This is a genomic window from Candidatus Neomarinimicrobiota bacterium, assembly GCA_021734025.1.
Lineage (GTDB): Bacteria > Fidelibacterota > JAANXI01 > JAANXI01 > JAANXI01 > JAANXI01.
Genome location: JAIPJS010000005.1, coordinates 234922 through 260132 on the forward strand (window position 1 = coordinate 234922; position 25211 = coordinate 260132).

17 protein-coding genes are annotated in these 25211 nt (G+C 50.6%); 6 read left to right on the forward strand and 11 right to left on the reverse strand.

Translation table 11 applies throughout. The annotated features are described in order from the left end of the window. Window positions 1-75 precede the first annotated feature (75 nt). The 3 genes from K9N57_08300 to K9N57_08310 form a co-directional block, all read right to left on the reverse strand. Window positions 76-408 (reverse strand): tRNA-binding protein, encoded by a 333-nt coding sequence (locus K9N57_08300; protein ID MCF7804176.1) that lies wholly within the window; start codon window positions 406-408, stop codon window positions 76-78. A 205-nt stretch (window positions 409-613) separates the two neighbouring features. Next, window positions 614-1063 (reverse strand): peroxiredoxin, encoded by a 450-nt coding sequence (locus K9N57_08305; protein MCF7804177.1) that lies wholly within the window; start codon window positions 1061-1063, stop codon window positions 614-616. Between the two features lie 89 nt (window positions 1064-1152). Next, a complete protein-coding gene (locus K9N57_08310) occupies window positions 1153-2055 on the reverse strand; it encodes a complex I NDUFA9 subunit family protein (protein ID MCF7804178.1) in 903 nt (300 codons plus the stop codon). A 733-nt stretch (window positions 2056-2788) separates the two neighbouring features. Here K9N57_08310 and K9N57_08315 point away from each other — a divergent pair. From K9N57_08315 to K9N57_08330, 4 genes are all read left to right on the forward strand, one after another. Then, a complete protein-coding gene (locus K9N57_08315) occupies window positions 2789-3925 on the forward strand; it encodes a Zn-dependent exopeptidase M28 (GenBank protein MCF7804179.1) in 1137 nt (378 codons plus the stop codon). Then, window positions 3922-6342: a penicillin acylase family protein gene (locus tag K9N57_08320; GenBank protein ID MCF7804180.1), complete on the forward strand. Its 2421-nt coding sequence runs from the start codon at window positions 3922-3924 to the stop codon at window positions 6340-6342. Before K9N57_08315 ends, K9N57_08320 begins: the two co-directional genes overlap by 4 nt. A 35-nt stretch (window positions 6343-6377) precedes the next feature. Next, a complete protein-coding gene (locus K9N57_08325) occupies window positions 6378-8204 on the forward strand; it encodes a M20/M25/M40 family metallo-hydrolase (GenBank protein MCF7804181.1) in 1827 nt (608 codons plus the stop codon). A gap of 515 nt (window positions 8205-8719) precedes the next feature. Then, window positions 8720-10657 carry a T9SS type A sorting domain-containing protein gene (locus K9N57_08330; protein ID MCF7804182.1) on the forward strand — a complete coding sequence of 646 codons (1938 nt, stop codon included), beginning with the start codon at window positions 8720-8722 and terminating at the stop codon, window positions 10655-10657. A 215-nt stretch (window positions 10658-10872) separates the two neighbouring features. Here the strand turns inward: K9N57_08330 and K9N57_08335 are convergent, their stop codons facing one another. The 3 genes from K9N57_08335 to K9N57_08345 all read right to left on the reverse strand — a co-directional run bounded on the left by K9N57_08335 (window position 10873) and on the right by K9N57_08345 (window position 15074). Then, window positions 10873-11862, reverse strand: a complete 990-nt coding sequence (locus K9N57_08335; protein MCF7804183.1) for a Ppx/GppA family phosphatase — start codon at window positions 11860-11862, stop codon at window positions 10873-10875. A gap of 255 nt (window positions 11863-12117) precedes the next feature. Further along, window positions 12118-14280 carry a S46 family peptidase gene (locus K9N57_08340; protein MCF7804184.1) on the reverse strand — a complete coding sequence of 721 codons (2163 nt, stop codon included), beginning with the start codon at window positions 14278-14280 and terminating at the stop codon, window positions 12118-12120. Between the two features lie 155 nt (window positions 14281-14435). After that, entirely contained in the window at window positions 14436-15074 is a 639-nt protein-coding gene (locus K9N57_08345; GenBank protein ID MCF7804185.1) for a LysE family translocator, read from the reverse strand. Window positions 15075-15352: 278 nt separating this feature from the next. On the opposite strand from K9N57_08345, the gene K9N57_08350 reads away from it, so the two are divergent. Further along, window positions 15353-18640: a protein kinase gene (locus K9N57_08350; protein ID MCF7804186.1), complete on the forward strand. Its 3288-nt coding sequence runs from the start codon at window positions 15353-15355 to the stop codon at window positions 18638-18640. 149 nt (window positions 18641-18789) lie between these two features. Continuing rightward, complete coding sequence (locus tag K9N57_08355) at window positions 18790-22035, forward strand: UvrD-helicase domain-containing protein (GenBank protein ID MCF7804187.1); 3246 nt, start codon at window positions 18790-18792, stop codon at window positions 22033-22035. A 28-nt stretch (window positions 22036-22063) separates the two neighbouring features. On the opposite strand, the gene K9N57_08360 is transcribed toward K9N57_08355, so the two are convergent. From K9N57_08360 to K9N57_08380, 5 genes are all read right to left on the reverse strand, one after another. Beyond that, entirely contained in the window at window positions 22064-22651 is a 588-nt protein-coding gene (locus K9N57_08360; GenBank protein MCF7804188.1) for a YdeI family protein, read from the reverse strand. 210 nt (window positions 22652-22861) lie between these two features. Next, a complete protein-coding gene (locus tag K9N57_08365; GenBank protein ID MCF7804189.1) occupies window positions 22862-23290 on the reverse strand; it encodes a DoxX family protein in 429 nt (142 codons plus the stop codon). A gap of 37 nt (window positions 23291-23327) precedes the next feature. Continuing rightward, window positions 23328-23696, reverse strand: a complete 369-nt coding sequence (locus tag K9N57_08370; protein ID MCF7804190.1) for a DoxX family protein — start codon at window positions 23694-23696, stop codon at window positions 23328-23330. A 161-nt stretch (window positions 23697-23857) separates the two neighbouring features. Beyond that, window positions 23858-24322, reverse strand: coding sequence for an SRPBCC domain-containing protein (locus K9N57_08375; GenBank protein MCF7804191.1), 465 nt, complete (start codon window positions 24320-24322; stop codon window positions 23858-23860). Window positions 24323-24670: 348 nt separating this feature from the next. Further along, complete coding sequence (locus K9N57_08380; GenBank protein MCF7804192.1) at window positions 24671-25063, reverse strand: GxxExxY protein; 393 nt, start codon at window positions 25061-25063, stop codon at window positions 24671-24673. Window positions 25064-25211 lie beyond the last annotated feature (148 nt).

Genomic DNA, 25211 nt, shown 5'->3' on the forward strand with positions numbered 1-25211 from the left:
ATTAGAGAAAATAACAAGACCCTTCCAGGGTCAGCGATCCCTGAAAGGGTCCCCATAGAAGTGGCTTATGAGAACTCAATACACCACACTCCCGTTTTTAATAGCCGAATCCGGACGCAACAGCACCACTCCATCGTCGGTGTCGACGCCCAACACCAGCACCTCGGAAATGAATGGTCCAATCTGCTTCGGCGGGAAGTTGACGACGGCGATAATCTGTGTTCCTTCGAGTTCTTCCAAAGAGTATAAATCGGTTATCTGTGCACTGGATTGTTTGACCCCCAGCTCGCCAAAATCGATAATCAGTTTATACGCCGGCTGCCGGGCCTCCCGGAATTCCTCGGCAGAGATAATCGTTCCGGCGCGGATGTCGAGTTTTGCGAAAGTATCGTAGGTGGTTTGGCTCATGACTCCAGTGTTCGAGTGTTAAGTGTTCGCGTAACAGACCTTTTTCGCAACCCCGCCCCGGAAGGGGCTCCTACTGGATCAAAGCCGCTATATTTTATTACAATTTGGGCAGGAGGCTCTGCGTTCTTAGCGTCTTTGCGGTAAATTTTTTTGTCTGTTATCTGTGCTAATCTTTTGTATCTGCGTTCATCTGCGTGCGATTAGTTTATCGCTTTTCGAAGTAGTCCAGAATTTCCTCCGCATGGTCGGCCGGTGTGACGTTGGGATAGACTTTGATCACGGTATTGTCTTCATCCAGCAAGTAGGTAATGCGCTTGGCTCCCATCAGATCGAGCAGCCCCCGGGAAGCGCCGTAGTTTTTTGCGACTTCTTTGTTGGAGTCGGAAAGCAACGTGAACGGCAGGTTGTATTTCTCCTTGAACTCGGCGTGGGATTCCGGCGAGTCATAACTGATACCGATGACGTCGATATCCGCGTCTTTAAAGGCATCGTAATTATCCCGGAAACTGCACGCTTCTTTGGTACAGCCGGGAGTATCATCTTTGGGATAGAAATAGACTACGGTCGGCGTTCCCGTAAAGTCCGATAAGGAGCGCATTTCGTTCTGACTGTCCGGCAGTGAAAAGTCCGGGGCGGTATCGCCTGATTTGAGCATGTCATTCTCCTTTGCTATTGTTTGGTTGGCCGGGTAAAGGAACGCAACCGTTAACAGAAAAACCACCATTGATGTGAGCAGCCGGATCCTCATTCCGTGTCTCCCAAATATCGGTTAATGCCTTCCTCGAATCCGACAGGGTCCAAGTCAAAGTCCTCCCAGGCCCGATTGTCCTCGGTGATATTTTCATCGTAGAGCATGATGATCTGCGCTTCGGTCACCGGAAAAAATGGCAGAGACTGGAGGAGTTTCGCCATCCACTGCATTAGCACCTTCGGTATGTGCAGGAACAGGGCAAAGGTGCCTACGGTACTTTTCACCCGGCGCATCATCTCGGTGTACTCATAGCGATCCGGGCCGCCGATTTCATAGATTTTCCCAATCGACTCCGGCGTGGTCAGCGCCTGCACAAACGCCTGACTTACGTTAGAGATATGCACCGGCTGCATCCGGTACTTTCCTTTACCGATAATGGGTAGCACATGAAAGGTTTTCATCATATCGGCGAAATAATTAATGAATTCATCCCCTGGGCCAAAGATGATGGACGGCTTAAAGATAGTGTAATCCAAACCGCTCTCCCGCAGTTGGTCTTCCACTTGTGCTTTCGTGGTAAAATATCCGGATTTCGAATCAAGCTTTGCGCCTAGTGCGCTCATGTAAATGAACCGGCCGACATCGTTTTCAATCGCAGCATCGATGAGGTTTTCCGAAGCTTTTACGTGCATTTTCTGAAAGGTGATTCCTTTCCAGGGAAACTCCCGGATAATGCCAATGATGTGAATGACCGCGTCGCAATCACCGAGGCTCGGGGCGAAACTAGACTTGTCCAGGGCATCCCCTGTGACGATCTCAATTTCATCACGGGAAACCGGTAGTTTTTCTTCGGAGCCTTCCCGAACCAAGGCTTTCACTTCGTGTCCGGCCGACAGCAGATCCGTCAAAATTCGGCTGCCGACGTATCCCGTTCCGCCTGTGAGAAAAACCTTCATAAAACTATCTCCGATTATTGGGCCATTTTGCAAAAAGATTGCAAGGCTTCTTATGGTAGCCTTTGAATTTCATTCAAAGGCGTTCACGTATTTTACGTGTTTCTAAAAATGTAGAGACTGCCGGGATGAAGGTCAAATCCGGTGAAGGGTATAAGGGGATAAGGTATAAGGGTATAAGGGTATAAGGGTATAAGGGTATAAGGGTTTAATGGGCAGCGATGCCGTTGTTTCGTAATTTTGCCCCTCTCGTTCTTATTTATATGATAAAAATTGAGATCCTCGAAAGTCCCGGCGGGACGGTATGCTTTCAGCCCACCAATGTATTGATGGGTTCAGGCCGCAATATTCTTTCATTCAATCCCGCCAGGGATGGCCGAAGAGGAAACCGCAGAATATCCAATAACGAATGCCCAATGTCCAAGTACCCCGCCCAACTCCAAAGGAAAAATGAAGAATGAAGAAGTGAACGACGGAGGCCAGAGACGGGAAAAAAAGCCAAACAGGATCACGGGTGATACAGGGCTGGGGCCACGAGACCTATTGCGGGTTTAACAAGAACACGGTAATACTCTCCACCGCCAAGGCTGCGGAAAGCAGACGCAGTTACTTGAACACCCGAACACACTAACACTTTAATGCGGTAGTTTACCCAATAACATATTGTAAACTGCCGGCACTCCCTCTAACTTTTCCTCTTCCGACAATGCCTTCCCCGCGAGACATACTGACGAGTTTGACCGCGCTGCCGCACCGGGCGTCTGCTTCCGATCAGGAGCGTGAAGCCGCCGGCACGATCGCCGGCTGGCTCCGGGACATGAATCTGGATCCGGCAATCGAGGAGTTCCGTGCCGTCAGCTCCTACTCCTGGGAGCTGATTGGCATCGCGCTCCTGTTTGCAGCGGGTGTGGCGCTCGGGCCGTTTCATCCGTTCATTGGCACAATATTCGTTGTTCTCGGTGCCTGGTCGTTCTGGCGCCATTTTACCGGATTCAATACTCTGTTTTCGTACATCATTCCAAAGAAGCAGTCACAGAACGTCACAGCTACCATTCCGTCCACCGGGGAGACGAAACGCACCGTCGTGCTGATGGCACATTACGATACCGCCCGGGCGGCGCTGCTCTGGGCGCCAGCAGTGGTCAAAAATTTCCGGCAGTCGTTTGTACTAAACGCGGTTCTGGCATTTGCCGCGGTGCCGTTTACATGGCTGGGGAGCGAATGGGGAGTCCATCTCTGGTATCAGATTGTTGCGCTGGTGCTTGTGGTGTATTTTTTAGCGCAGGTCGGGATATTTATCCAGAGGGAAACGGTCCATTCGCATGTCAATGGTGCCAACGATAACGGCAGCGGGGTGGCGGTCATGCTGAATCTCGCAGAGAAGTATGCAGAAAGTCCGTTGGAACATACGGAAATTCAGGTGCTGGCCACCGGATGCGAAGAATCCGGCATGTATGGCGTTAAGGCATTTTACAATGCACACGGAGATGATCTTTACCGGAATGAGACGTATTTTCTGAACTTCGATAACGTGGGTGCGGGGACGCTGAATTATTGTCTTGGGGAAGGCATGCTCACTTTCTGGCCGTACGATGCGGAAATTGTGCAAATAGCCAAAGAGGTGAACCAGCAGCCGGCTTTTCAGGAAGTGGAGACGTGCCGGTACCGTTTGGCGTATTTCGACACCCTGCCGCTGGTGCAGGAAGGGTACAAATGCATCACGTGCATCGGATTGACATCGGAGAAAAAGATCCCGAACTGGCACTGGTATTCGGATACCATCGAAAATATCGACTGGGGGACCATCAATATGACCATCGCTTGGGGAGAGTCAATGATTGAACTGTTTGATCAAGGCGGAGACGCATCATGAAAAAATGGGGAATTATCGTTGCCGGTGCCGTTGCCGGTCTTGTTGCAATTGTGCTAATTGGGTTCAGCATTTATCTGCAGATTATCAAAACGGCCGAACCGGAATACAGCGGCCGTATCACACTACCGAACTTGCAGGAGGAGGTATTCGTCCAATACGACGAATACGCCGTGCCTCATGTTGAGGCGCAAAACCAGCATGATCTTTACTATACCGCCGGATACCTTGCAGCCTCGGAGCGGATGTGGCAGATGGAAATGACGCGGCTGGCGGGACAGGGAAGGTTAGCGGAATTTTTGGGGCCGGAACTCCTGGATTTCGACAAATATCTGCGTACCATCGGCTTCCATGAGATGGCGCTCCGTCTGAAGGATCACATCTCCGAGGAATCCATGGCAGTCTATTCCGCGTACACCGCTGGAATTAATGCATACATCGACACGCACAAAGATAATCTACCGCTGGAATATCGTCTGCTGGGATTCGAGCCGGAGCCGTGGAAGGTGGAGCACAGTTTGGTATACGTCCGCCTGATGGCCTGGGAACTGAATATCGCCTGGCATCTGGATATTGTCCTCGGCGACGTTGTGGACCGGGTTGGCGAAACTAAAGGCCAGGATATCATACCCAGATATGATTCAAATAAACCGGTGATAATTCCGGAGCAGGAAGGCCGGTTTGCAGATGGATTAACCCCATTCCTTCAGCTGGATCGTGAATTCCGCGAATTCCGGGGCATTGACGGGACCCACATCGGCAGCAACAGTTGGGTGGTATCCGGTGAGCGATCCGAATCCGGCAAGCCGATCCTGGCCAACGATCCGCACCTGAGTTTCACTCAGCCGTCCAAGTGGTACGAGATGCATCTCCGGGCGCCGGGCATCAACGTGGCCGGGGTGACGCTGGCGGGACTCCCCGGCGTGGTCATCGGACATAACGACTCCATCGCCTGGGGCTTTACGAGCGTCATGGCGGATGATGCGGATTTTTTCATCGAGGAGGTGGATCAGGACAATCCGTATCTCTATATGTACGAAGGTCAGTGGACTGGTATGGACCAGCGCAGGGAAGTTATCGAGGTCAAAGGTGCTCCGGCGGAATCGCTGACAGCGCGGATTACCCGTCACGGTCCGGTGGTGTCGGATATACACCCGATGACGAAAAAGTCCGACCGGGTGGTGGCGATGCGATGGACAGGCCACGAACTCTCCGATGAACTGGCCGGCATCCTGGCCATCAACAAGGCGTCCGACTGGGACGAATTCAGCGAAGGGGTCGGCGAATTCCACGTTCCCGGTCAAAACATGATCTATGCGGACATCAATGGGAATATCGGCTTTCGTCCGGCGGTAAAAATCCCGTTGCGCCGGACCGGTACGGGTAATCTGCCAGTGCCAGGCAACGTGAACGACTATGAGTGGATCGGATTCCGGACGCCGCTCCAGCTGCCGTATCTGTATAATCCGGACGAGGGTTTTATCGCCACCGCCAACAACAAAACTATCGACGACGGGCGATATCGGTACCACATTTCCAACCTGTACGAGCCGCCGTCGCGGATCCAGCGCATCCGGGAGTTGCTGAATTCCAAAGAAGTTCATAGCGCAGATGATTTCAAACAGTATCAAATGGATTACCTGTCGCCCCACGCCCGGGAGGTGACGCCGTATTTCATCCAGGCATTCAGAGGCGTGGAGGTCGACGAGGTCTACCTGGCTCAATCGCTGGACTGGTTCCGGACATGGGATTACCGGATGGATACGGAGTCGATTCCCGCCACCCTGTTCAATGTGTCATTTATGAAGTTGGTGGAAAATACCTATAAGGATGAGTTGGGCGATACCCTCTATCACCAGTTCATCCGGCTGGCGAACGCGCCAATCCGGAATCTGTCCTGGTTGCTGGAACGCCCGAACAATCTCTGGTGGGATAATATCGATACCCCGGCGCTGGAGACGAGGGATGCCATTCTCCGGAGTGCGGTAGCGGATGCCGTGCAGTGGCTCCGCGACAATTTTGGCCGGAGCATGGTGAAATGGCAATGGGGGCATCTGCACCAGGTGACCTTTCCCCACTCCATTGGCGAGGCCAGCGGGTTTGCCGATGCGCTGTTCGGGCTGAATATCGGTCCGTTCGAGATTGGCGGATCCGGCACCACCGTGAATAATGGCGAGTATAATTTTCAGGAGCCGTATACCAACATACTGGGACCGTCCATGCGGCACATCACGGACATGGCGGATATCGACGGGGCGCTCAGCGTGATCTACAGCGGACAGTCCGGTCATCCGTTCAACCCGCATTACGCCGACCAGGTTGAGATGTGGCGGACCGGTGAATACCACCGGATACCGCTTTCCAGAGAAGCCGTGGCGGAGCAGGCCGTGGATTCGTTATATTTGGTCCCTGAGGAGTAACACGAACCGAGTCGAAGTCACAGGAGTACACATACATGACATCCAGTATCCATAGCTTGAGTAATCTGATGGCAATGGTGGGCAGTTTTGCGCTGGTATTCATTCTGATCGGTTGCACCGGAGAAGAAACGCCGCGGGTGGATAGCCCGGCCATCACGGGCCAGGAGCTCCGTGAGCACGTGCGGTTTTTAGCGTCGGATGAACTCAAAGGCCGCGAAACGGGAACACCAGGAGCGAATCGGGCTTCGGAATATCTCGTTGAACAATTCAAGGAAAATAAAGTGCAGCCGGGAAATGCCGGGGATTATTACCAGCGATTCGGGTTTATCGCCGGAGTTGAATTAGGACAAGAAAATGCATTTACACTCTATTCACGGAATAAGGAGCAGCGCCTGGAACTGAATGAGGACTTCCGGCCGCTGGGGTTCTCGACCTCCGGAAAGGTGTCAGGCGGACTGGTGTTCGCCGGCTACGGCATTACCGCGGAATCGCTGAATTATGACGATTACGCCCGTCTGAACGTCGATGGGAAAATTGTACTCGTGCTCCGGTACGGCCCGGAGGGGGACAACCCCCACGGTGAATTCGGCGAGTATCTATCGTTACGGTACAAGGCAATGAATGCCAGAGATCACGGAGCCGCCGGGATTATTATTATCCCCGGCCCTGATCCGTATCCCGAGGATGAGCTGGTGAAGCTCCGCTACGACCAGGCTGCGGACGCCGGAATCCAGGCAGTTTCGGCGAAGCGGGAGCCGTTTCAGCCGCTGTTTGTGGCTGCCGGCGACTCCCTGAAGGAGATCCAGGCGGATCTGAATCTTCACAAGACTGGTGGCGGTTTCGAATTTCGCAACGTCTCCGTGCGACTTCACACCGATCTGAAATATGTCCGGAAGATGGGGCGGAATGTTATCGGTTTTCTTGAGGGGACTGATCCAACGTTGCGCCATCGGTCTATCGTTATCGGCGCACATTACGATCACCTGGGCATGGGCGGCCATGGATCGCTGGTACCGGATACCAGTGCCGTTCACAACGGGGCGGACGATAACGCCTCCGGGACCGCCGGCCTCCTGGAATTGGCCGAATATTTTGCCGAAGCTGAAAACCGACCGGAACATTCACTGGTCTTTGCGGCGTTTTCCGGCGAGGAAATCGGGCTGCTCGGATCGTCAAAGTTCGTGGAGGAACCGCCATATGCTCTGGACAGCACATTGGCCATGATGAATATGGATATGATTGGACGACCGAAGGACAGCACGTTGATTCTTGGGGGGACCGGAACCTCTCCGGTCTGGGATTCCCTGCTCACCGGCGTCAACGCATATTTTGGCTGGAATCTCACTAAGAGTAATGTCGTTGGTGTGGGTGCCAGCGACCACACGTCGTTCTACGGGAAAAATATCCCGGCACTCTTTTTCTTCACCGGGGTGCACGAGGACTATCACCGTCCCAGCGATGATTGGCAGCGACTGAATTATCCGGGTTACGAGGAAGTGGTCCGTTTCGTCGCCGGTGTGGTGGATTCACTGGATACCTTTAGGAAACCGCTGGAATTCGTTGAAACCGGTATGGAACGGGACAGGAGTACCGATTTTCGCGTTTCACTGCAGATTATCCCTGACTATGCGGCGAATGTTCACGGACTCCGGATCTCCTCTGTCCGGGACGACGGTCCGGCCGCAGAAGCCGGCATGCAGGCCGGCGACGTTATCGTTCAGTTCGGCAGTAAGAAGATCAACAACATCTACGACTACACCTTTGCCCTGCAGGAGTTCGAGGCCGGAACGGTCGTGGATATTATCGCTCTGCGCAACGGCGGGCAACGACGGTTTACCGTGCAACTGGAGCGACAGCAGTAAAACAAGCAGTGTTCAAGTGTTCACGTTAAAAACCGTGTTAATGTGTTACTGTACTATGGTGTTATTGTTTGTAGTCGCGGCTTTAGTCGCGTAAACAATTCGTAGCCGTTCGCCTTAGCCGTTGGTGAGGGTAGTTAAAGTATTAAAATTTCAGTCACTGTCGGCGACGCTGATAGCGGTCACCGACAGAAGTGCTCCTTTGGATAAGATTCAAAGGCTCCAATGAATAGCCTCGCAATCTCATTGCGAGGTGGTGACTGTGGGGCCTGAATCATTAATTATCTCCCGCTTAAAGCCCGCGAAGCGGGCTTTAAGCGGGAGACCGAGCTCCTAAACCTTCTACTTCCAATACCCCGTATTCTCTACTCTATTCTCCAGGCGCCCTTTTTATACGCAATACGCAACAAAACCTGTTGATTTAGGCTAAATGTGAGCGTATCGTATTTACGTTAATTTCAGTTTTCATCGTTTCATGTAATTATTTGTTTTTGCTGAATGCGAAAGGAGGAGCGGAGATGCGCTCCTGGCACCGGTTTTTTTGTAGTGGTCTCATTGGTATTATTAAACGTTCATTCGTTTTTGCTGTCATTCTCCTGATCATCGTTCCGGAAATCTTCGCCCAGGAACCGTCGTGGCATACTTTCCGTGTGTTACCGCTTGAGGATATAGAAGTTGTGCAGATCGTTCCAAGTATACATGAAGACTCGTTGATATATGGGATTGGTTATGAGATCAATTCTCCTGTCTTTATTAAAACAGATGATCTTGGTGCCCATTGGACAGTATACCCAATTGAGAACTTAACTAAGGTTTCTGCGTTGGATGTTCAATACAAAGACAATAAGGATATCTTCTATGCCACCGGGAACTCGGGAATTGTCCAATCCACAGATGCGGGCATGAATTGGGAAGGAATAGCGGAAGATTTTACCGATTATTCGTTTGAATCGTTAGCTATCATAAGCGATACAATTTATGCTGGCACTGGCTTGAATGAACACAATGGCGGCATTCTTACGAGTTATGACAATGGTTCGACCTGGGAATTTCACTCCATCGTAAGTGACACGATTCACGCCATTACACATCTTGAGGTTTCCCGCGATCATTCCTCTATTATATTTGGATTAACAGATTCATCTCGCGGGATAATTCGAAGTAGGGATGCCGGACAACATTGGGAACATATTCCTGTTTCATGGAATGCTTTTCTTCGCATCACGGATGTTTTTATTCCGAAGGAAGGGAATCTCCATCAACGAGAGGTCGATGACCAGTTGTTTGTGGTGGTCGAATCGGGTGAATTGTATGGCAGTAATGACTGGGGAGAGACATGGCATCTAGTCCAAAAACCCCATTCATTTGACCCACTTGATGTAGGTTCCGTTCCTAGTCAAACCATTCAAATGCTCCAGCATCCGAACTATCCATGGCTCATTTATATTATTACAGAGCAGGATGGTTTATGGGGCTCTCTGAATGTTGATAGATTTAGCCCACAGCCTCCATCATGGAGGAATATACCCTTTCGATCCTGTGCCCTGACGGCGTCCGGTGATCACCTCTTTTTTGGGGGTGAGAATGGAGCAGCCATTTTTCAAATGGAAGTCAATCCACCTCACACAAACTGGGAGCGGTTTTATCCCATGCATATTGGCGATTTTTGGGTCTACACTGTTGATGATTTGGGGAATCAATGGGAGGTAAAGCAACGTGTTGTGAGCGATACAGTCCTTCATGGAGTCAAATGGCAGGTACTCCAATACGAAGGCGCAAGTGGGCAAACCTTCGCACGCATTGATAGTGCGGGAAACATTTTGAGAAAAAATTTTGTTGGTGACGATCCTTATCGCTGGTTGGAGTTAGATGTCGCGTGGGGAGATACCATGTCCTACGAACCGTATATTTCGGACGGATATTTTTGGGAGGTTACTGGAGTTGATACTATACAAATTTTGCCCTCGAGGAATCCGAATGATATTCGTATAACATATTATCAAGATTATTTAACCTATACCAGGCTCCAACTCCAAGAAAATCTCGGCGTCGTATATGAACGATGGGAGGGAGGTGTCTATCGGCAATTAAAAGGAGCATATATTCATGGCACGGTGTATGGAGACACACTTTTTCGGGTGAATATTGCGGAGTCAGACATCGAAATTCCGGAGCGAATCCAGCTTTCACCGCCGTTTCCGAACCCGTTTAACGCGGCCACCACCATCCCGTTTGCAACTCCGGAGCCGGGGAATGTCGACATCAGACTTTTTGACCTTCGCGGACAATTTGTGGATGAGATAATGTGGCGAGGAATCACCGCCGGGAATTATAGGGTTCCGTACAACAATCCGAAATTGGCATCCGGAATGTATCTATTAAGGCTTGTGTTTACTCCTGAAGCAGATCCATCGACTATGCAAATATTGTCCAGGAAGATGGTGGTGGTGAAATAGGCTGGATTATCGCGTAGTGTCCGCCTTTGAATGAGATTCAAAGGCTCCAATGAATAGCCTCGCAATCTCATTGCGAGGTGGTGACTGTGGGGCCTGAATCATCAATTATCTCCCGCTTAAACCCGGTTTGCGGACTTTAAGCGGGAGACCGAGCTCAAATCTCTTCTACTTCCCTTTCCCTGTTTTCCCTGCTCCCTTTTCCCCTAATCCCGGTTTTACTCTTTTCCGGTCTCCTGTCTCCGGTCTCCAGTCTCCGTCTCCATAAGTTCGTACAGCAACCCGTATCGCACCCCCCGGTCGTTGACCAGCAGTTCGTCAAAGCCGAAGTGACGCATAATTTCCAGCTGGATAAGCGCACCCATGATGATCACGTCCGCGCGTTTGGGTTGGAGCCCGGGGATCTGTTTCCGCTCCTCCAGCGACATGGAGCAAAAGAGTACCAGAAGATCTTCGATTTCATCGATGGTGAGCGGCTGCTTGTGGATATCCTCCGGGATATACGTTGCCATCTCCTTCTCGACTGCCAACAATGTAGTGACCGTACCAGCTACACCAATGAGTGTTGTTTCCTCTGCAGAGATTTGAAGATCGCTTAACTCAGTAGCGAGTTGAACCCGGATCGCTTTGCTTGCTGATTGCAGTTCTGTTTCTCCAGGGGGATCGTTTTTTATCATCGATTCGGTGAATCTGACGGTGCCGATATCCAGGCTCCGGGCGAACCGGAATTCGTTTGTGTTTCCAAAGATGAACTCGGTGCTCCCACCGCCGATGTCCACCACCAGAAGATCCCCGGAGACGTCGGAAAACTCCTGCTGGGTGGCGAGAAATGTCAGCTGGGCCTCGTCATCACCGGTAAGGAGGCGAATGTCCCAGTCCAATTCGTTTTTGACCCGGTTGATGAACTCCTCGCCGTTAGCCGCATCCCGCATGGCGCTGGTCCCACCGATGATTGTCTCATTCGCACCGACTTCGTCGCAAATTGTTCGATACCGCTTTAGGGTATCAAACGTTCGCTCCATGGCATCGGGGTGCAGCCGGCCGGTTTTGCCTACGTCCTGTCCCAGCCGGGTGATTTCCACCTCGTTCCGGATCGGGTGAAAGCGACCGTCCCGGTATTCGGCTACCAACAGCAGTGTGGAGTTGGTGCCGATGTCGATTGAGGCGTATATATTATGTGCAATTATATTCATTTCAAACCTGACCATGTGAAAAATATCTACCTGTGAATATTTTCCCCCTCGATTATGAAGACCCTTTCAGGGTCGTCGACCCCTGAAAGGGTTTGTCAGAACCGGGCGTTTAAACACCACAATATAATTCATCGGTGTTTACCAGTAATAGATCAACAGACGTTATCCTGAGCCTGTCGGCCCGGAAGGGCTCCCTCCCGGGAAAGGATATACGTCTGGGAGCCACTCTTCGACGAGCTAAGAGTAACTCCTCCAGTCGCCTTATTGGTCCTACTCAATCGTCAGTTCATCCAGCACGTAGTCGTTTTCCGCGAATTTATCCAGAATGTACAGTATGTAGCGGGCGTCGACGCTGATGGATCGGGTGAGTGCCGGATTGAATACCCAGTCCGCGGAGATGCTTTCCCAGTTGCCGTCGAACGCGATGCCGATGAACCGACCCTGGCCGTCCATGACCGGGCTCCCGGAGTTTCCGCCGGTGATGTCGGTGGTATGCAGGAAATCTACCGGGAGATCTATAGGGTAGCTGTCGATATACTGCGGCGGGACATCTCCTTCGCGCAACAGTTTCAGCAGACGGTCCGGGGCATCAAACGGATCCTCGCCGGTATGCTTTTCGAGGATGCCCTTGGCGCTGGTGATGTGTTCGTAGATGACCGCATCTTTGGGAGAATAGCCGTCTACCATGCCGTAGGTCAGGCGCGGCGTAAAGTTGGCGTCGTGATACATATTACCGCCTTTCCACTCCCGGAGTGCCTGTATCCACGTGGGACGTAACTGGTTCAGCTTCCCCTTAATGCTTTTATCAAAGTTGTCCAGCCGATCTTTCGCCGGGCGCAGATCCATGGCAAAATCGATCATCGGATCGTTTAGCGCCTTCATCTCCTCGCGGCTCATTTCAAAGATCTCCAGGCGCCGCTTGATATCGGTGAGCTGGGTGTTGGCATACAGATCCTCGACGAACCGATGGATGGCCTCTTCGATGGGAAGATCCGGGTTTTGCGCATAGATTTCACGCACTGGCGCGATCTGCAGGTGTGTCGGAAGTTGACTGAACTCGCCCAGAAAATATTTCAGGATTTCTTTATCCACCGCCGGATTGAATTCACCCTGCATAAGTTTGAGGCGTTCCTTTAGTCGCGGGATGTTCCGCTCCATGTAGGTAGATTCCCGCTCCAGATTCGGTTTCTGCTTCTGGAGTGACCATTTGTCCATCACCGAGGCGGCGTAGTACGTTCGTGTCAGCCATCCCATGCTGTCCATGAGCAGTTGCTGAGGGTAGATGGAATCCTGCTCCGCATACACCTGCTCAATCTGGGACAGTACCTCGTCGTACTTCTGCTGCCGGGATTCCTCCTGGTTCACCCATTGCCGGAAATCCTGCTGCAGATCCTGCTTGACGCCCAGGAGATCCGCCCGCTCAAGGCCGTCCAGCATGCCCTTAAAGTTCTTGTAGTAATTCTCCAGACTGGCCACGCGATCCGCATAGGTGATAGTCAGCGATTCGCTCTCCGCGGTGTGGGTCTCGATGAGGTTCATCACGTTTTCGTACATATCTATCTGAAAGGGATAGTATTTCTCAACCGCGTACTCAACCGAATACGAGGTACGATACCGCTGAGTCCCGCCGGGGTAGCCGATAATGAAGGTGAAGTCGTCCCAGTTGACACCATCGTCTGTGAATTTGAGGTACTGTTTCGGTGTGTACGGCACGTTATCTTCGCTGTGTTCCCCGGATTGCATGTCAGCGCCCGCATAAAGCCGGAAAAAGGCGAAATCGCCGGTGTGACGGGGCCACATCCAGTTGTCGATTTCGCCGCCGTAATTGCCAATAGAGGCCGGCGGAGCGTAGACCAGGCGGACATCCTCGAATTCCAGATACTTGAACAGGTAATATTTCAGCCCGTCGGAAAACTCGGAGACGTCGTAGTGCCAGATGTCGGCGGCATCCGATTCCTTTTCTTCCTCGAGCAACTTGATGGCGTCCTGGATGGCCTCATACCGATCGGCCGGAGCCATATTGTCAGTAACATCAGCGGTGATGCGGTCAGTGACATCGGTAAATTCAACCGCCAGATTCGCCCGGTATCCGGGTACGTATTTCTCCTTTTCCCGGGTGGTCGCCTGATAGCCGTCGCGGACGTAATTATTCTCTTCGTCGCTGAGTCGCTGAAGTGCCGAGTGTGCCACATGATGGTTGGTAATAACCAATCCGTTCTCCGAAACGATACTTCCGGTTCCGCCGCCGATCTGCACGATGGCATCCGAGATAGACGGTGCATCCGGGGCATAAATCTGTTCCTGGCTGAGTTCCAGACCAGCCGACTCCAGCTCGGACATGGGTAATCGGTTCAGCAGCCACATCCCCTCTTCGGCGGATAGCGTTGAAACAGCAAAAATAATTACGAGGAAAACACGGAATAATACACGCATAATTCGTTACTCCTTCTGAAAAATTAATACGAAATCTATATGCTGAAAAAGTAACCAACTGGTGAAGCGAAAAACACCGGAATTTTCTGGTTGGATGCTTAAAATTCAGAGATAGTATATTCCGTACCGGAATTTGAGCGGGATGAACAACTGCGCTATTTTTTTGTGACAGCGAGACCAAGGCCCAGCAAAAAATAGACGAGGCCCGAAAACCAGGATTTGACTATATGAAACCAGCTGCTCCCGGAGATCCACTCGCCAAGCGCGCCAAAAAAATAGGCCACAATAATGTTGACAACAGTACCACATGCGGTGAAGATCAACCCCAGCAGAATAATATTGAAGGGAAAATACTGTGCACCCGGATCAACGAATTGCGGCAAAAACGCCATAAAGAACAGGGCGACCTTCGGATTGAGGAGGTTGACAAGAATCCCTTTCCTATAGATCGCAAGAAGGTTATCCGGGCCTGAAAATGCCGGTGAGCCGGCAGGATCATTGTTTCGGCGGGAATCCAGAATGGCTTGTAACCCCAGGTAGATTAAATACAGCGCTCCGGCCCACTTCACTACCTGGAATCCGATGGAAGAATAGAAAATAATCGCTGAGACTCCGACGGCAGCAGCCGAGATATGGAACAGGGCGCCCGTGCCGACACCTAACGAAGAGACCAATCCGGCCATTTTACCCTGTGTCGAACTTCGGGTGGCCACATACGTCATATCCGGGCCGGGCGTGATGTTGAGCAGTAAGCCTGCTGAGAGAAAGACGAAAAAGTGATGTATTTCGATCATTGGGAACCGGAATTCTCCAGGTTGGGATAGAAAAATCAGAGAAACATAGTGACAGGTGTCCTAATATGCCAGTAGAGGAGAGGGTTTAAAAAATTCCCGGTTCGTTTTCCCTTTCCATTTCCTCGCCCCTTCACGTATCTTCTGGAATATAAAAGTCGCATTACAATACGATGCGGTTTTTTACTTATGCCAGGTCCGGATAAACCTTCAAATAGTGTTGTCTGAAGGCCACCCCCATCCGGCTCATTCCATTTTAACTATATAAACTGATGTGTCATATGGATATTCGTATACTATCGTGTGTCTTCTTTTTGTTTGCGTTCGCTACTTCCGCGGTCGCTGCCAACATACCCAATGTACAATTTAGTCATCTCTCCATTGAAGATGGATTGTCCCAAAATTCTGTGGTAGCGATGTTGCAGGATCAGAACGGGTTTATGTGGTACGGAACGGAAGATGGGCTGAATCGGTATGACGGCTATCAGTTCACGATCTTCAAGAATGAACCCGGTGACTCCACATCTTTGCACAACAATTTTATCACCACCCTCACGCAAGACTCCAGCGGTCAGATCTGGATCGGTACCCTCCGGGGTGTCTGCCGATATAACCTCTCCGAAGGGAAATTTTACCGATATGATCATTTTACAACCATACGCAATAACTATATCAACTCCCTGTTCACGGATCGGGACGGCCGGGTGTGGGTCGCGACTTCGGACAGCGGCTTCGGTTATATCGATCCCAAAACCGATACCTATCAATCGTATCAGGCGGCCGATAGCGAAGATGGGGGACTGTTGCATAACAATGTGTACGAAGTGTGGCAGGATCATACCGGCGATTTCTGGATCGGCTCCCAGCTGGGATTCCAGAGATTTGATCCCGGGTCGGAATCCTATTCGGAAATGCAGCGGACAGAGGGGTCTGTCCGGGCATTCTCCAGAGATGCCGGGGACCTCTGGGTTGCCACCTACGGCAGCGGCCTGGCCCGGTACGATCTCCGGGAGAAATCCATGCGGTATTATCGTCACTCAGCGGAAGATCCTTCGACAATTGGCGCAAACAATCTGATGGATATGCTGTCCGGACCGGACGGTCATCTCTGGATTGCTACTATTGAGGGCGGATTGAATATTTTCGATCCAACGACGGAGCTGTTTATCCGGTACAAGAACGATTCCGAAGTCCGGCGGAGTATCAGCGGCAACTTTGTAGAATCGGTATACCAGGATAACGTTGGCCGAATCTGGGTTGGTAATAACGCCGATGGCATCAACATTTACGATCCGCTGGAACAGAAATTTACGGCGTATCATGCCAATCCGGATGATCCGCACGGGTTAAGCGACGGGATGATTTATGCCATCTACGAAGATCCGGACAAAGCCGGAGAATCGGTCTGGATTGGCACAGATAAGGGCGGCTTGAATTATCTCAATCGCAACACAGGTCGATTTACCGTCTTTCAGCACGATTCGAATGACCCGAATTCTTTGCTCCATAATTCAGTGCGAAAGATTCATAAAGATGACAACGGACTGCTCTGGGTGGGCACGACTTACGGAATGGTGGTGTACGACGAAGTTGATCAGTCGTTCGGTTTTTTCCATGAAAAGAAGGAGTTTTTCAATGGACTGAACATTCGCACTGTCCTGGACGATCCCCTCCAACCGCAGCGGTATCTCTGGATCGGCGTCACCGGGGAGGGGTTATACCGCTTCGACCGGCTAATGGATACTCACGTTTACTATTCAACGAACCCCAGCGATTCTGTCCGCTTGAGCAGCACCCAGATCCGGGCAACATATGGCGATGCTTCGGGAATTATCTGGATTGGTTCCCTGGGCGGGGGACTGGACAAATTGAATCCGCAGACCGGCGATGTTACACATTATCTGAACGATCCGGAGGACTCCACGAGTATCGGCAGCAATATAGTACTGAGTATCTACGAGGATACCACGGTTACGCCACAGGTCCTGTGGCTTGGTACTGCCAACGGGATCGAGCGGTTTGACGTCAGGAATGAAACGTTTACCCATATCACAGAAGACGATGGTCTGCCGAATAACGTGGTCTACGCCGTCCTCGGCGATGCCCAGGGGGATCTTTGGGCCAGTACGAATAAAGGGATTACCGAGTTCAACCCGGATTCCGTGACCTTCCGGAATTTCGACGTGAAGGACGGCCTGCAAAGCAACGAATTCAACGCAGGAGCGTATTATAAAAGCCCCACCGGTGAGATGTTCTTTGGCGGCATTAACGGGTTCAACCTCTTTCATCCCGACAGCATCCGGGACAATCCGGTGATTCCACCGGTGTACGTCACCAGTTTTCGAAAATTCGACCAGGAGGTGGAATTCGAGAAAAGCCTCTTTTTAATGGACGAAATCCAATTGGATTATGACGAAGATTTTTTCTCGTTCGAATTCGCTTCCCTTAATTATACTGCGCCGGAGAAAAATCAGTATGCCTATAAAATGGAAGGGTTCGACCGGGATTGGATCTACTGCGGCACCCGGCGGTATGCGAGCTATACAAACCTTGATCCGGGAAAATATACCTTCCGGGTGAAGGCGTCCAATAACGACGGCGTTTGGAACGAGGCCGGCACATCTATAGTGATTGACATTGCTCCGCCGCCGTGGAAATCCTGGTGGGCGTACACACTGTACGTCATTGCCCTGGGATTAACGGCTACCGGGACGCGCTGGGTGTATCATAACCGCAGGAGCATTCTTGCGCTGCGGAAGCGCAAAATCTCCCACTATCGTCTGCTGGAAATCATCGGACAGGGGGGGATGGGGGAGGTATTCCGCGCGCTGGATCTGAATTCCAAAGAAGAGGTGGCCCTGAAGCTTTTGGGCCCCGAGCTCCTTGAAGATCAGGAGAACCGAGATCGGTTTATCCGCGAAGGGCAGACTATGCGGTCGTTTACCCATCGCCATATCGTGAAGACATACGAGTTCGGCGAGGCCGATGATCAAGGATATATCGCAATGGAATATCTTACAGGCGGGACGCTGGAGGAGTTTCTCCACGCCGAGTTTCCGTTTTCGAACACCGAGTTCCGCCGCTTGGTGCTGCAGATTTGCGACGGCCTGGAGGAAATCCATACCCAGGGGATCATCCACCGGGATATCAAGACCGCCAACATCATGCTGGACGCCGGGAAGGACGTGCGTATCATGGATTTCGGCCTATCCCGGTCACCATTGGTGGCGACAATGACATCGCTGGGCACCGCCATGGGCACTTTGGGGTACGTGGCACCTGAACAAGTCACCAACATGAACGTGGATCACCGCACGGATATCTTTTCCCTGGGCGTTGTGCTGTACGAACTGTTGACCAACGAACTTCCGTTCAGCGGCCGGAACGAAATGGCGCTTATCCATTCCATATTCAATACCATCCCGCCACCACCCTCGTCCATCCGCCCGGAGATTTCCCCGGAGATGGATACGGTTGTGGAGCGCTGCCTGGCGAAAGAGGCCGAAAACCGATATCACTCAGTGAGCGAGCTAAAGGATGTGTTTTCCCAAAGATTTCGACCGATCTGAGGGCATAAAATCGGGTTTGAAGTTATTGCCGGGATTCCCTGGCTGATTCACCGGCGGTTCGTTTCTCCCATGTTCATCCCTTGTATTTAATTGCGCAATTATCCATTTTTTGTCGATTAGAATTAGTCGAACGGATTCCATTCAAGCCTATGCGATATATTGCCGATTTACACGTCCATTCACATTACTCCAGAGCCACCAGCAAAGATCTGAATCTGGAATCCCTGTATCAGTGGGCGAAGATCAAAGGTATTAACGTGGTGGGCACCGGCGACTTCACTCATCCGGGCTGGGTTACAGAGATGAGAGAAAAATTAAACCCTGTCGGCAACGGATTTTTCGTCCTGAAAGATCCGCCGAAAGAACCGGCTATCCCGGGGATTCAAACCCGCGACATTGACGTCCGCTTCTGTTTGACCGTGGAAATCAGTTCCATCTACAAACACGGTGACCGCGTTCGGAAAAATCATAACCTGCTGTTTGCGCCTGACTTCGACACCGTTACCCGGATTAACCACAAACTCGCCTCTATTGGAAATGTAGAATCCGACGGCCGCCCCATCCTTGGTCTGCCTTCCAGAGATCTCCTGGAAATTGTGCTGGAAACCTCCGACCGGGCCCACTTGATTCCGGCGCACGTCTGGACTCCGTGGTTTTCCACCTTCGGATCCAAGGCGGGATACGACAGCATCGATGCCTGCTTCAGGGATTTGACGGAACACATTTTTGCGTTGGAGACCGGCCTCTCCTCCGATCCGCTGATGAACGGCAAACTCAGCGACCTCGATCGCTTTCAATTGGTTTCGAATTCCGATGCGCATTCTGCAAGTAAACTCGGCAGAGAGGCGAATCTCTTGGATACCGAACTGACGTATGACGGCATGTTCGATGCCTTCCGCACCGGGGAGGGATTGCTCGGGACGTACGAATTCTATCCCGAAGAGGGGAAATATCACCACGACGGTCACCGAAAGTGCGGTATCTCAATGGAGCCGAATGAGACACAGAAGTACAATAACATCTGTCCGGAGTGCGGCAAACCGCTGACCGTCGGCGTACTCCATCGAGTGGCAGATCTGGCCGACCGGGAGGAATCTGAAGGGCGCGATAATTACGAGTATCAGATTCCGCTTCCGGAGGTCCTTGGGGAAATTGAGGATGTCAGTCCCAACACCAAGACCGTTCGCAAAAAGTTTCGAGAGGTGATTTCATCCTTTGGCACCGAGTTTGAACTTATGCGGGAGATTCCCATCGAGGATATCCGGCGGGAATCCGGTCCGGTGCTGGCGGAGGCCATTCGTCGAATCAGGGAAAACGAAGTGATCAAAAAAGCGGGCTTCGACGGCGTCTTCGGCGAAATCAAAGTCTTCAATGAGGGGGAAATCGACCGGATTCGCGGACAACTTGGCTTTTTCGGGATCGACGAACACAGAGTTGAAAAACCTGCCAAAGCCACTGCACCACAGTCGACTTATCAATCAGATGACGCAGATAAAGCAGAGCAATCGACCGGACTGAACACACAGCAGGAGCAGGTGCGGCAATCACTGGACGGCGCGACGCTGGTGAAGGCCGGGCCGGGTACGGGAAAAACACACACACTCGTCGAGTGGATTGCGCATCAGGTGGAGTCCGGCAATGCCCGTCCGGATGAAATTTTGGCTATCACGTTTACGAACAAGGCGGCCGGCGAATTAGAGGAGCGGTTGATCCAGCGGATCGGCGAAAAAGCAAAGCGAGTTACATCCGGCACGTTCCATGCACTTTGCTGGCAATGGCTCCGGGAGCGCAACCCGCAACTTAACACGGTGTATGACGCCTCCGCACGGAAGATGACGCTCCGCATTCTGTTCCCGGAGTTGGAGCGTTCGGATATTAATTCGCTGAACGATGAATTGATAGAATATCTGGAGTTGGGTGTCCCGGTCGCAAGAGAGTCTCGTGAAAAAATCCGGAAATACCGGGAGTATTGTCGGGAACAGGGCGCAGTGGATCTGTCCGATCTCATTCGCGCGACGGTTGAAAACCTTGAAGAGCAGTCGGACTGGCTCGGAAATATGAGAAATCGTTACCAGGCAATTGCGGTGGACGAATTCCAGGATATCAATCCCATGCAGTACCGGCTGATCTCGTTGCTGGGGCGCAACCGAAATCTGCTGGCCATCGGCGATCCGGATCAGGCTATCTACGGATTTCGCGGTTCGGACGTGCAGCTGTTCTTCGAATTTGCCGAAAATTTTTCTGCCCGGGAGATTTCATTACAGCAGAATTATCGTTCCACGGACATCATTCTGAACGCGGCCGGCTCGCTTATCAGCCATAATGAGTTGCGTAGCGGCGTGGAACTCCGGGCTCGCAAGAAAACCGGGGCAAGGATTCGACTGTATGAGTCAAAGAATCCGTTCGAGGAGGCGGACTATATCCTGGATGAGATCGCAAAATATGTCGGCGGTACGGAAAGTCTCACTTCCGGAGAATATACGGATTCGGATTACGAATATGCTTTCAGTGATATCGCCGTATTGTTCCGGACGCACTCCGTGGGAGAGGCGCTGTTCAAATCGTTTTTGAAATCCGGCATTCCAGTGCATTACGGTGACGGGACTGCGTTTCTGGCTGAACCGCCTTTTACTGTGGTCGCCAACATATTGCGGCTCAGTCTTAAACCGGACAATCACATCGTGTTACGGGATTTACTTGAGGAAAATTACGGCTGGACTTCCGAACGTATTCATTCGCTGATTAGCACGCTGAATACGAAAGATATTACCATCTTCGGAGACAATTCACTGGAAACTATCGCTCAGAATAGCCGCGACGACCTCGATGACCTCCGCTCGGTATACCAGGCTATCGAGCAATCGTTGGATTCCAATCGCATCGCCGAAGCTATCGAAGAAATCTGCGACCATTATTTGGCTGAGTCGAGCCTCTCCGAATCCGACTTCCTCAAAAAGGAGACCCTGATCGAACTTGCGGAGGAATCAAACGGCAATGTCGAGGATTTCCTGGAGCAGATGCAGCTGAATCCGTATACCGACGCCGGTCGACTCAAAACCGAGGGCGTGCATCTGTTGACCTTCCATGCCGCCAAGGGACTGGAGTTCCCCGTAGTGTTCATCGCCGGTGCTGAAGAGGGCGTGACGCCGCTGGATCGCGAGGATATCGATATCGAGGAAGAACGGCGACTATTTTACGTTGCCATGACCCGCGCGGAGGATGAACTACAGATCACCTGTGCGAGGGAGCGCGCCCGGTTCGGGGAAATTCAAGAAAAGGATCCGTCACGCTTCATCGGCGAAATTCCGGATGATCTGCTGATACGGGTGACGATGGAAAAATCTCCCGGGAAGAAATCTGTTACCTCGGATGACGAGCAGCTCGGGTTGTTTTGATTTGTCTCTCAACTAACGCACAAATCTCTTATTCCCGTAACCCCTTCCCATCCAAAATTTTCGGTATATATTTTTCGACCCTGCGCTTCCGGGTTTTGGATTGTTTCGCTCCGGAAAAATGGAGCAGGTATCCCCGTTGTCGTCCCGGTGTCAATGCCTCGAATGCCTCTTTCAATTCAGGCATCTCATCCAATTTCTGTTGAAACTCTTCGGGGATGTCGTATTCCTTCGTCTTTTTAAATTCCACTTCCAGACCGGCTTTTTCTGCTTCGATAGCTTCCCGGATATAGTCTTTGATAACCTGTTCCTGGTCTACGATTTCCTGCACACCAGTGAACCGAATCTGCCGGGCTGACTGTGTATTTTCCGTCTGTTGGATCAGGATGTCCTCCGGATCTTTTAACAAGACTCCTTTATGAAACAGCAGCGCGCAGTATTCCTTAAATCCATGGATTAACACGATATTATTTCCCTCAAAGGTGTAACAGGGATGCATCCACTTGAAATCCTCGGTGAGATCACAATCAAGACAGATCGTTCTTAATTGATTGAACTCTTCCTGCCATTGGTCGGCTTTATTGAGGAATTCCTCAACTTGTGAATTCTTTTTATTCATGTAATTACCCTTTTCTCAGATTTATCATAAACTGCTTTCATCGCGAATGGACGCTAATAAACGCTAATTCTTAAAAAATAAAAAATTATACTTCAGAGCACACAAATTACTCTTGGTTTCGTTTACTAATTTCAATTCGATGAACGGTGTGTTGTCCTACGTATTTGTTGTTCGTGTTCATTTGCGTCCATTCGCGGTTGACTGTTTAATTCATTTCTGTCTAATTGATATTAGTCTACGGGTTTCAGGCCTGAAATACCACGAGAGCACCGTCAGAGTTAGAAGCAGTATTGACGGCAATAATTCAGTCACCGGATCACCCACAGCGATGTGGGTAAATATTGCTCCGGACATGACAAAGAAAAATCCGGCATACGCCCATTCCTTTACCAAAGGAAATTTCGGGATCAGCACGGCTATCACTCCCAACAGTTTCCAGATCCCCAGTATGGTCAGAAAATAGACCGGGTAGCCCAAATATTTAATACCATAGACTCCGGGTGGCGCGATGGCGCCTTCCGCTTCCACCTGCAATAACTGCAGGATTCCGGTTGCGGTCATCCCCAATGCCAGCCAAAGCGTGGCAATCCAATATATGATTTTCCCTGCCCGTCCGGCAGGCGAGTTGCTTTTTGTCATGATATGTTATCTCCTCGTTTTTTCTGAGTCCATATTTTTAAAGTGGCTGAATCGCAAACCGACCGTATGCCAAAAACGCGCTTATGACAGCCACGACACTCCAATAGATTATCGGGCTATTATTTGTCTCGTCCGAAACCAGGTGAACCGCACAAAAAAGAAGCATTTCCGCGGCAATGCCTGCTGCTGCGATAGGTGCCAGAATACCCAGTGATTTAACAATGGCAGGAAGAACCAGACACAGAACCAAACCAACCTCAACAATGCTCATCGAAATCCAGACCGGGTGCGGAATTGCTTTCAGCGAGGGAATAGCTTGTTCTGCCGGGTTTGAAAACTTCCACATCGCACCGATTGCGGTATGCAGGGCGAGCAGGATTTGCAATACCCATAAGAATATATTCATGGTTATTTATCTCCTTATTGGATTTAATCTTAAGCATAAGCGGACGCGATAAATCGCGTCCCTACAACTATTTTTCAAGATGCCATCTGGGTTTAAAGAATCGTAACTTGAACGTGTGTATCCCGTAGTTTCTTTGTTTTTCTCGACCATATCATCAAGGATTATTTCAATTTGCCCACAACCTCCTGCAGACGGTTATGCGCCATATTCAAGCCTTGGGCAAAGGGCAGCTGCAACACTTGATCCCGGTCTGCCACTGATCGGAACACCATGTGTATGGTGAGTTTGCTGGTATCGTTAGTCAGTTCTTCAAATTCCAGAAACTGCAGCTGAATGGCAAGGCCCGTATTCTCCATTTCGAATGTGCGGGTGATTTTCTGATTCGGCACAAACTCGTGGATTACCCCGTTGAAGCCGTGTTCGTTTTTTTTGGGATCGGTGGTGACAAACCGGTAGCTGCCGTGCGGTTTGCTTTCCAGTTTCAATACCGTTGTCCCCCTCCACTGCTCCACAAGGTCGGGATCGATGTGCGCCCGGAACAGCAATTCCACCGGTAACTCGAATTCCCTGGTAATCAGGATTTCCTGTTTGCCGTCCTCTGCATGAATTTGTGTTTTTTGTTCCATGCTATTCCTTTATCTATGCCACGAAGACACAAAGGCACAAAGTCCTTTTAGACAGAGTATTTATCCGTTTTTCTTAGTGTCTAAATGGCCTATCCTATTCTTTTAATTTCGATACCTTCCTGTGCTTTACTTTATCTGCCACAAAGACACGAAGGCACAAAGTAGTTCAGGGAGAATATTCACGTTTTTTTTAGTGTCCTGGCGCCTTAGTGGCGTATCCTATTCTTTTTAATTTCAATACTTCAGGTACTTCATTTTATTTATCTGCCACAAAGACACGAAGGCATAAAGTATTTCAGGGAGAATGTTTGCGTTATTCTTTGTGTCTTGGTGCCTTGGTGGCTTCTCTTAATTCCGAAATCTTCTTATTCCATCTTTTATCAGGGGCACATTAAAATTAATGAGATAACCCAAATTTAGTCCCGTAAGCTTTAAGTGGTTGATAATCTGAGCTTCCCAAACGGGGTTCACTAAATCAACGGCTTTCAACTCAGCTATAACTAAATCATCTACAAACAAATCCAACCGTAAACCTTCATCAAACTGTATACCGTCGTAGACAATAGGAATATCAACCTGACGTTTTACCTGATACCCCACTTTTCTCAACTCATGCTCCATGCAGACCTCATACACTTTTTCCAGCAAACCGGGCCCGAGTTCTTTGTGAATTGTGTAAGCTGCGTTGACGATAGCCGTGCCTATTTGCTCTTCTTGTTGTGATAAGTCCTTGTAGTTCATATTTTAATTTGCCACGAAGACACGAAGGCGCAAAGTATTTTAGGGAAAGTGCTTCTGTTTTTCTTTGTGTCCTGGCGCCTTGGTAGCGTATCCTATGCTTTTAATTTCGATACCTTCCTGTGCTTCATTTTATTTATCTGCCACGAAG

What these genes read in the sequence shown, in the direction of transcription:
- K9N57_08300 (MCF7804176.1), bottom strand. Translation starts at nt 408, where the DNA reads ATGAGCCAAACCACCTACGATACTTTCGCAAAACTCGACATCCGCGCC.
- K9N57_08305 (MCF7804177.1), bottom strand. Translation starts at nt 1,063, where the DNA reads ATGCTCAAATCAGGCGATACCGCCCCGGACTTTTCACTGCCGGACAGT.
- K9N57_08310 (MCF7804178.1), bottom strand. Translation starts at nt 2,055, where the DNA reads ATGAAGGTTTTTCTCACAGGCGGAACGGGATACGTCGGCAGCCGAATT.
- K9N57_08320 (MCF7804180.1), top strand. Translation starts at nt 3,922, where the DNA reads ATGAAAAAATGGGGAATTATCGTTGCCGGTGCCGTTGCCGGTCTTGTT.
- K9N57_08325 (MCF7804181.1), top strand. Translation starts at nt 6,378, where the DNA reads ATGACATCCAGTATCCATAGCTTGAGTAATCTGATGGCAATGGTGGGC.
- K9N57_08330 (MCF7804182.1), top strand. Translation starts at nt 8,720, where the DNA reads ATGCGCTCCTGGCACCGGTTTTTTTGTAGTGGTCTCATTGGTATTATT.
- K9N57_08335 (MCF7804183.1), bottom strand. Translation starts at nt 11,862, where the DNA reads ATGGTCAGGTTTGAAATGAATATAATTGCACATAATATATACGCCTCA.
- K9N57_08340 (MCF7804184.1), bottom strand. Translation starts at nt 14,280, where the DNA reads ATGCGTGTATTATTCCGTGTTTTCCTCGTAATTATTTTTGCTGTTTCA.
- K9N57_08345 (MCF7804185.1), bottom strand. Translation starts at nt 15,074, where the DNA reads ATGATCGAAATACATCACTTTTTCGTCTTTCTCTCAGCAGGCTTACTG.
- K9N57_08350 (MCF7804186.1), top strand. Translation starts at nt 15,353, where the DNA reads ATGGATATTCGTATACTATCGTGTGTCTTCTTTTTGTTTGCGTTCGCT.
- K9N57_08355 (MCF7804187.1), top strand. Translation starts at nt 18,790, where the DNA reads ATGCGATATATTGCCGATTTACACGTCCATTCACATTACTCCAGAGCC.
- K9N57_08360 (MCF7804188.1), bottom strand. Translation starts at nt 22,651, where the DNA reads ATGAATAAAAAGAATTCACAAGTTGAGGAATTCCTCAATAAAGCCGAC.
- K9N57_08365 (MCF7804189.1), bottom strand. Translation starts at nt 23,290, where the DNA reads ATGACAAAAAGCAACTCGCCTGCCGGACGGGCAGGGAAAATCATATAT.
- K9N57_08370 (MCF7804190.1), bottom strand. Translation starts at nt 23,696, where the DNA reads ATGAATATATTCTTATGGGTATTGCAAATCCTGCTCGCCCTGCATACC.
- K9N57_08375 (MCF7804191.1), bottom strand. Translation starts at nt 24,322, where the DNA reads ATGGAACAAAAAACACAAATTCATGCAGAGGACGGCAAACAGGAAATC.
- K9N57_08380 (MCF7804192.1), bottom strand. Translation starts at nt 25,063, where the DNA reads ATGAACTACAAGGACTTATCACAACAAGAAGAGCAAATAGGCACGGCT.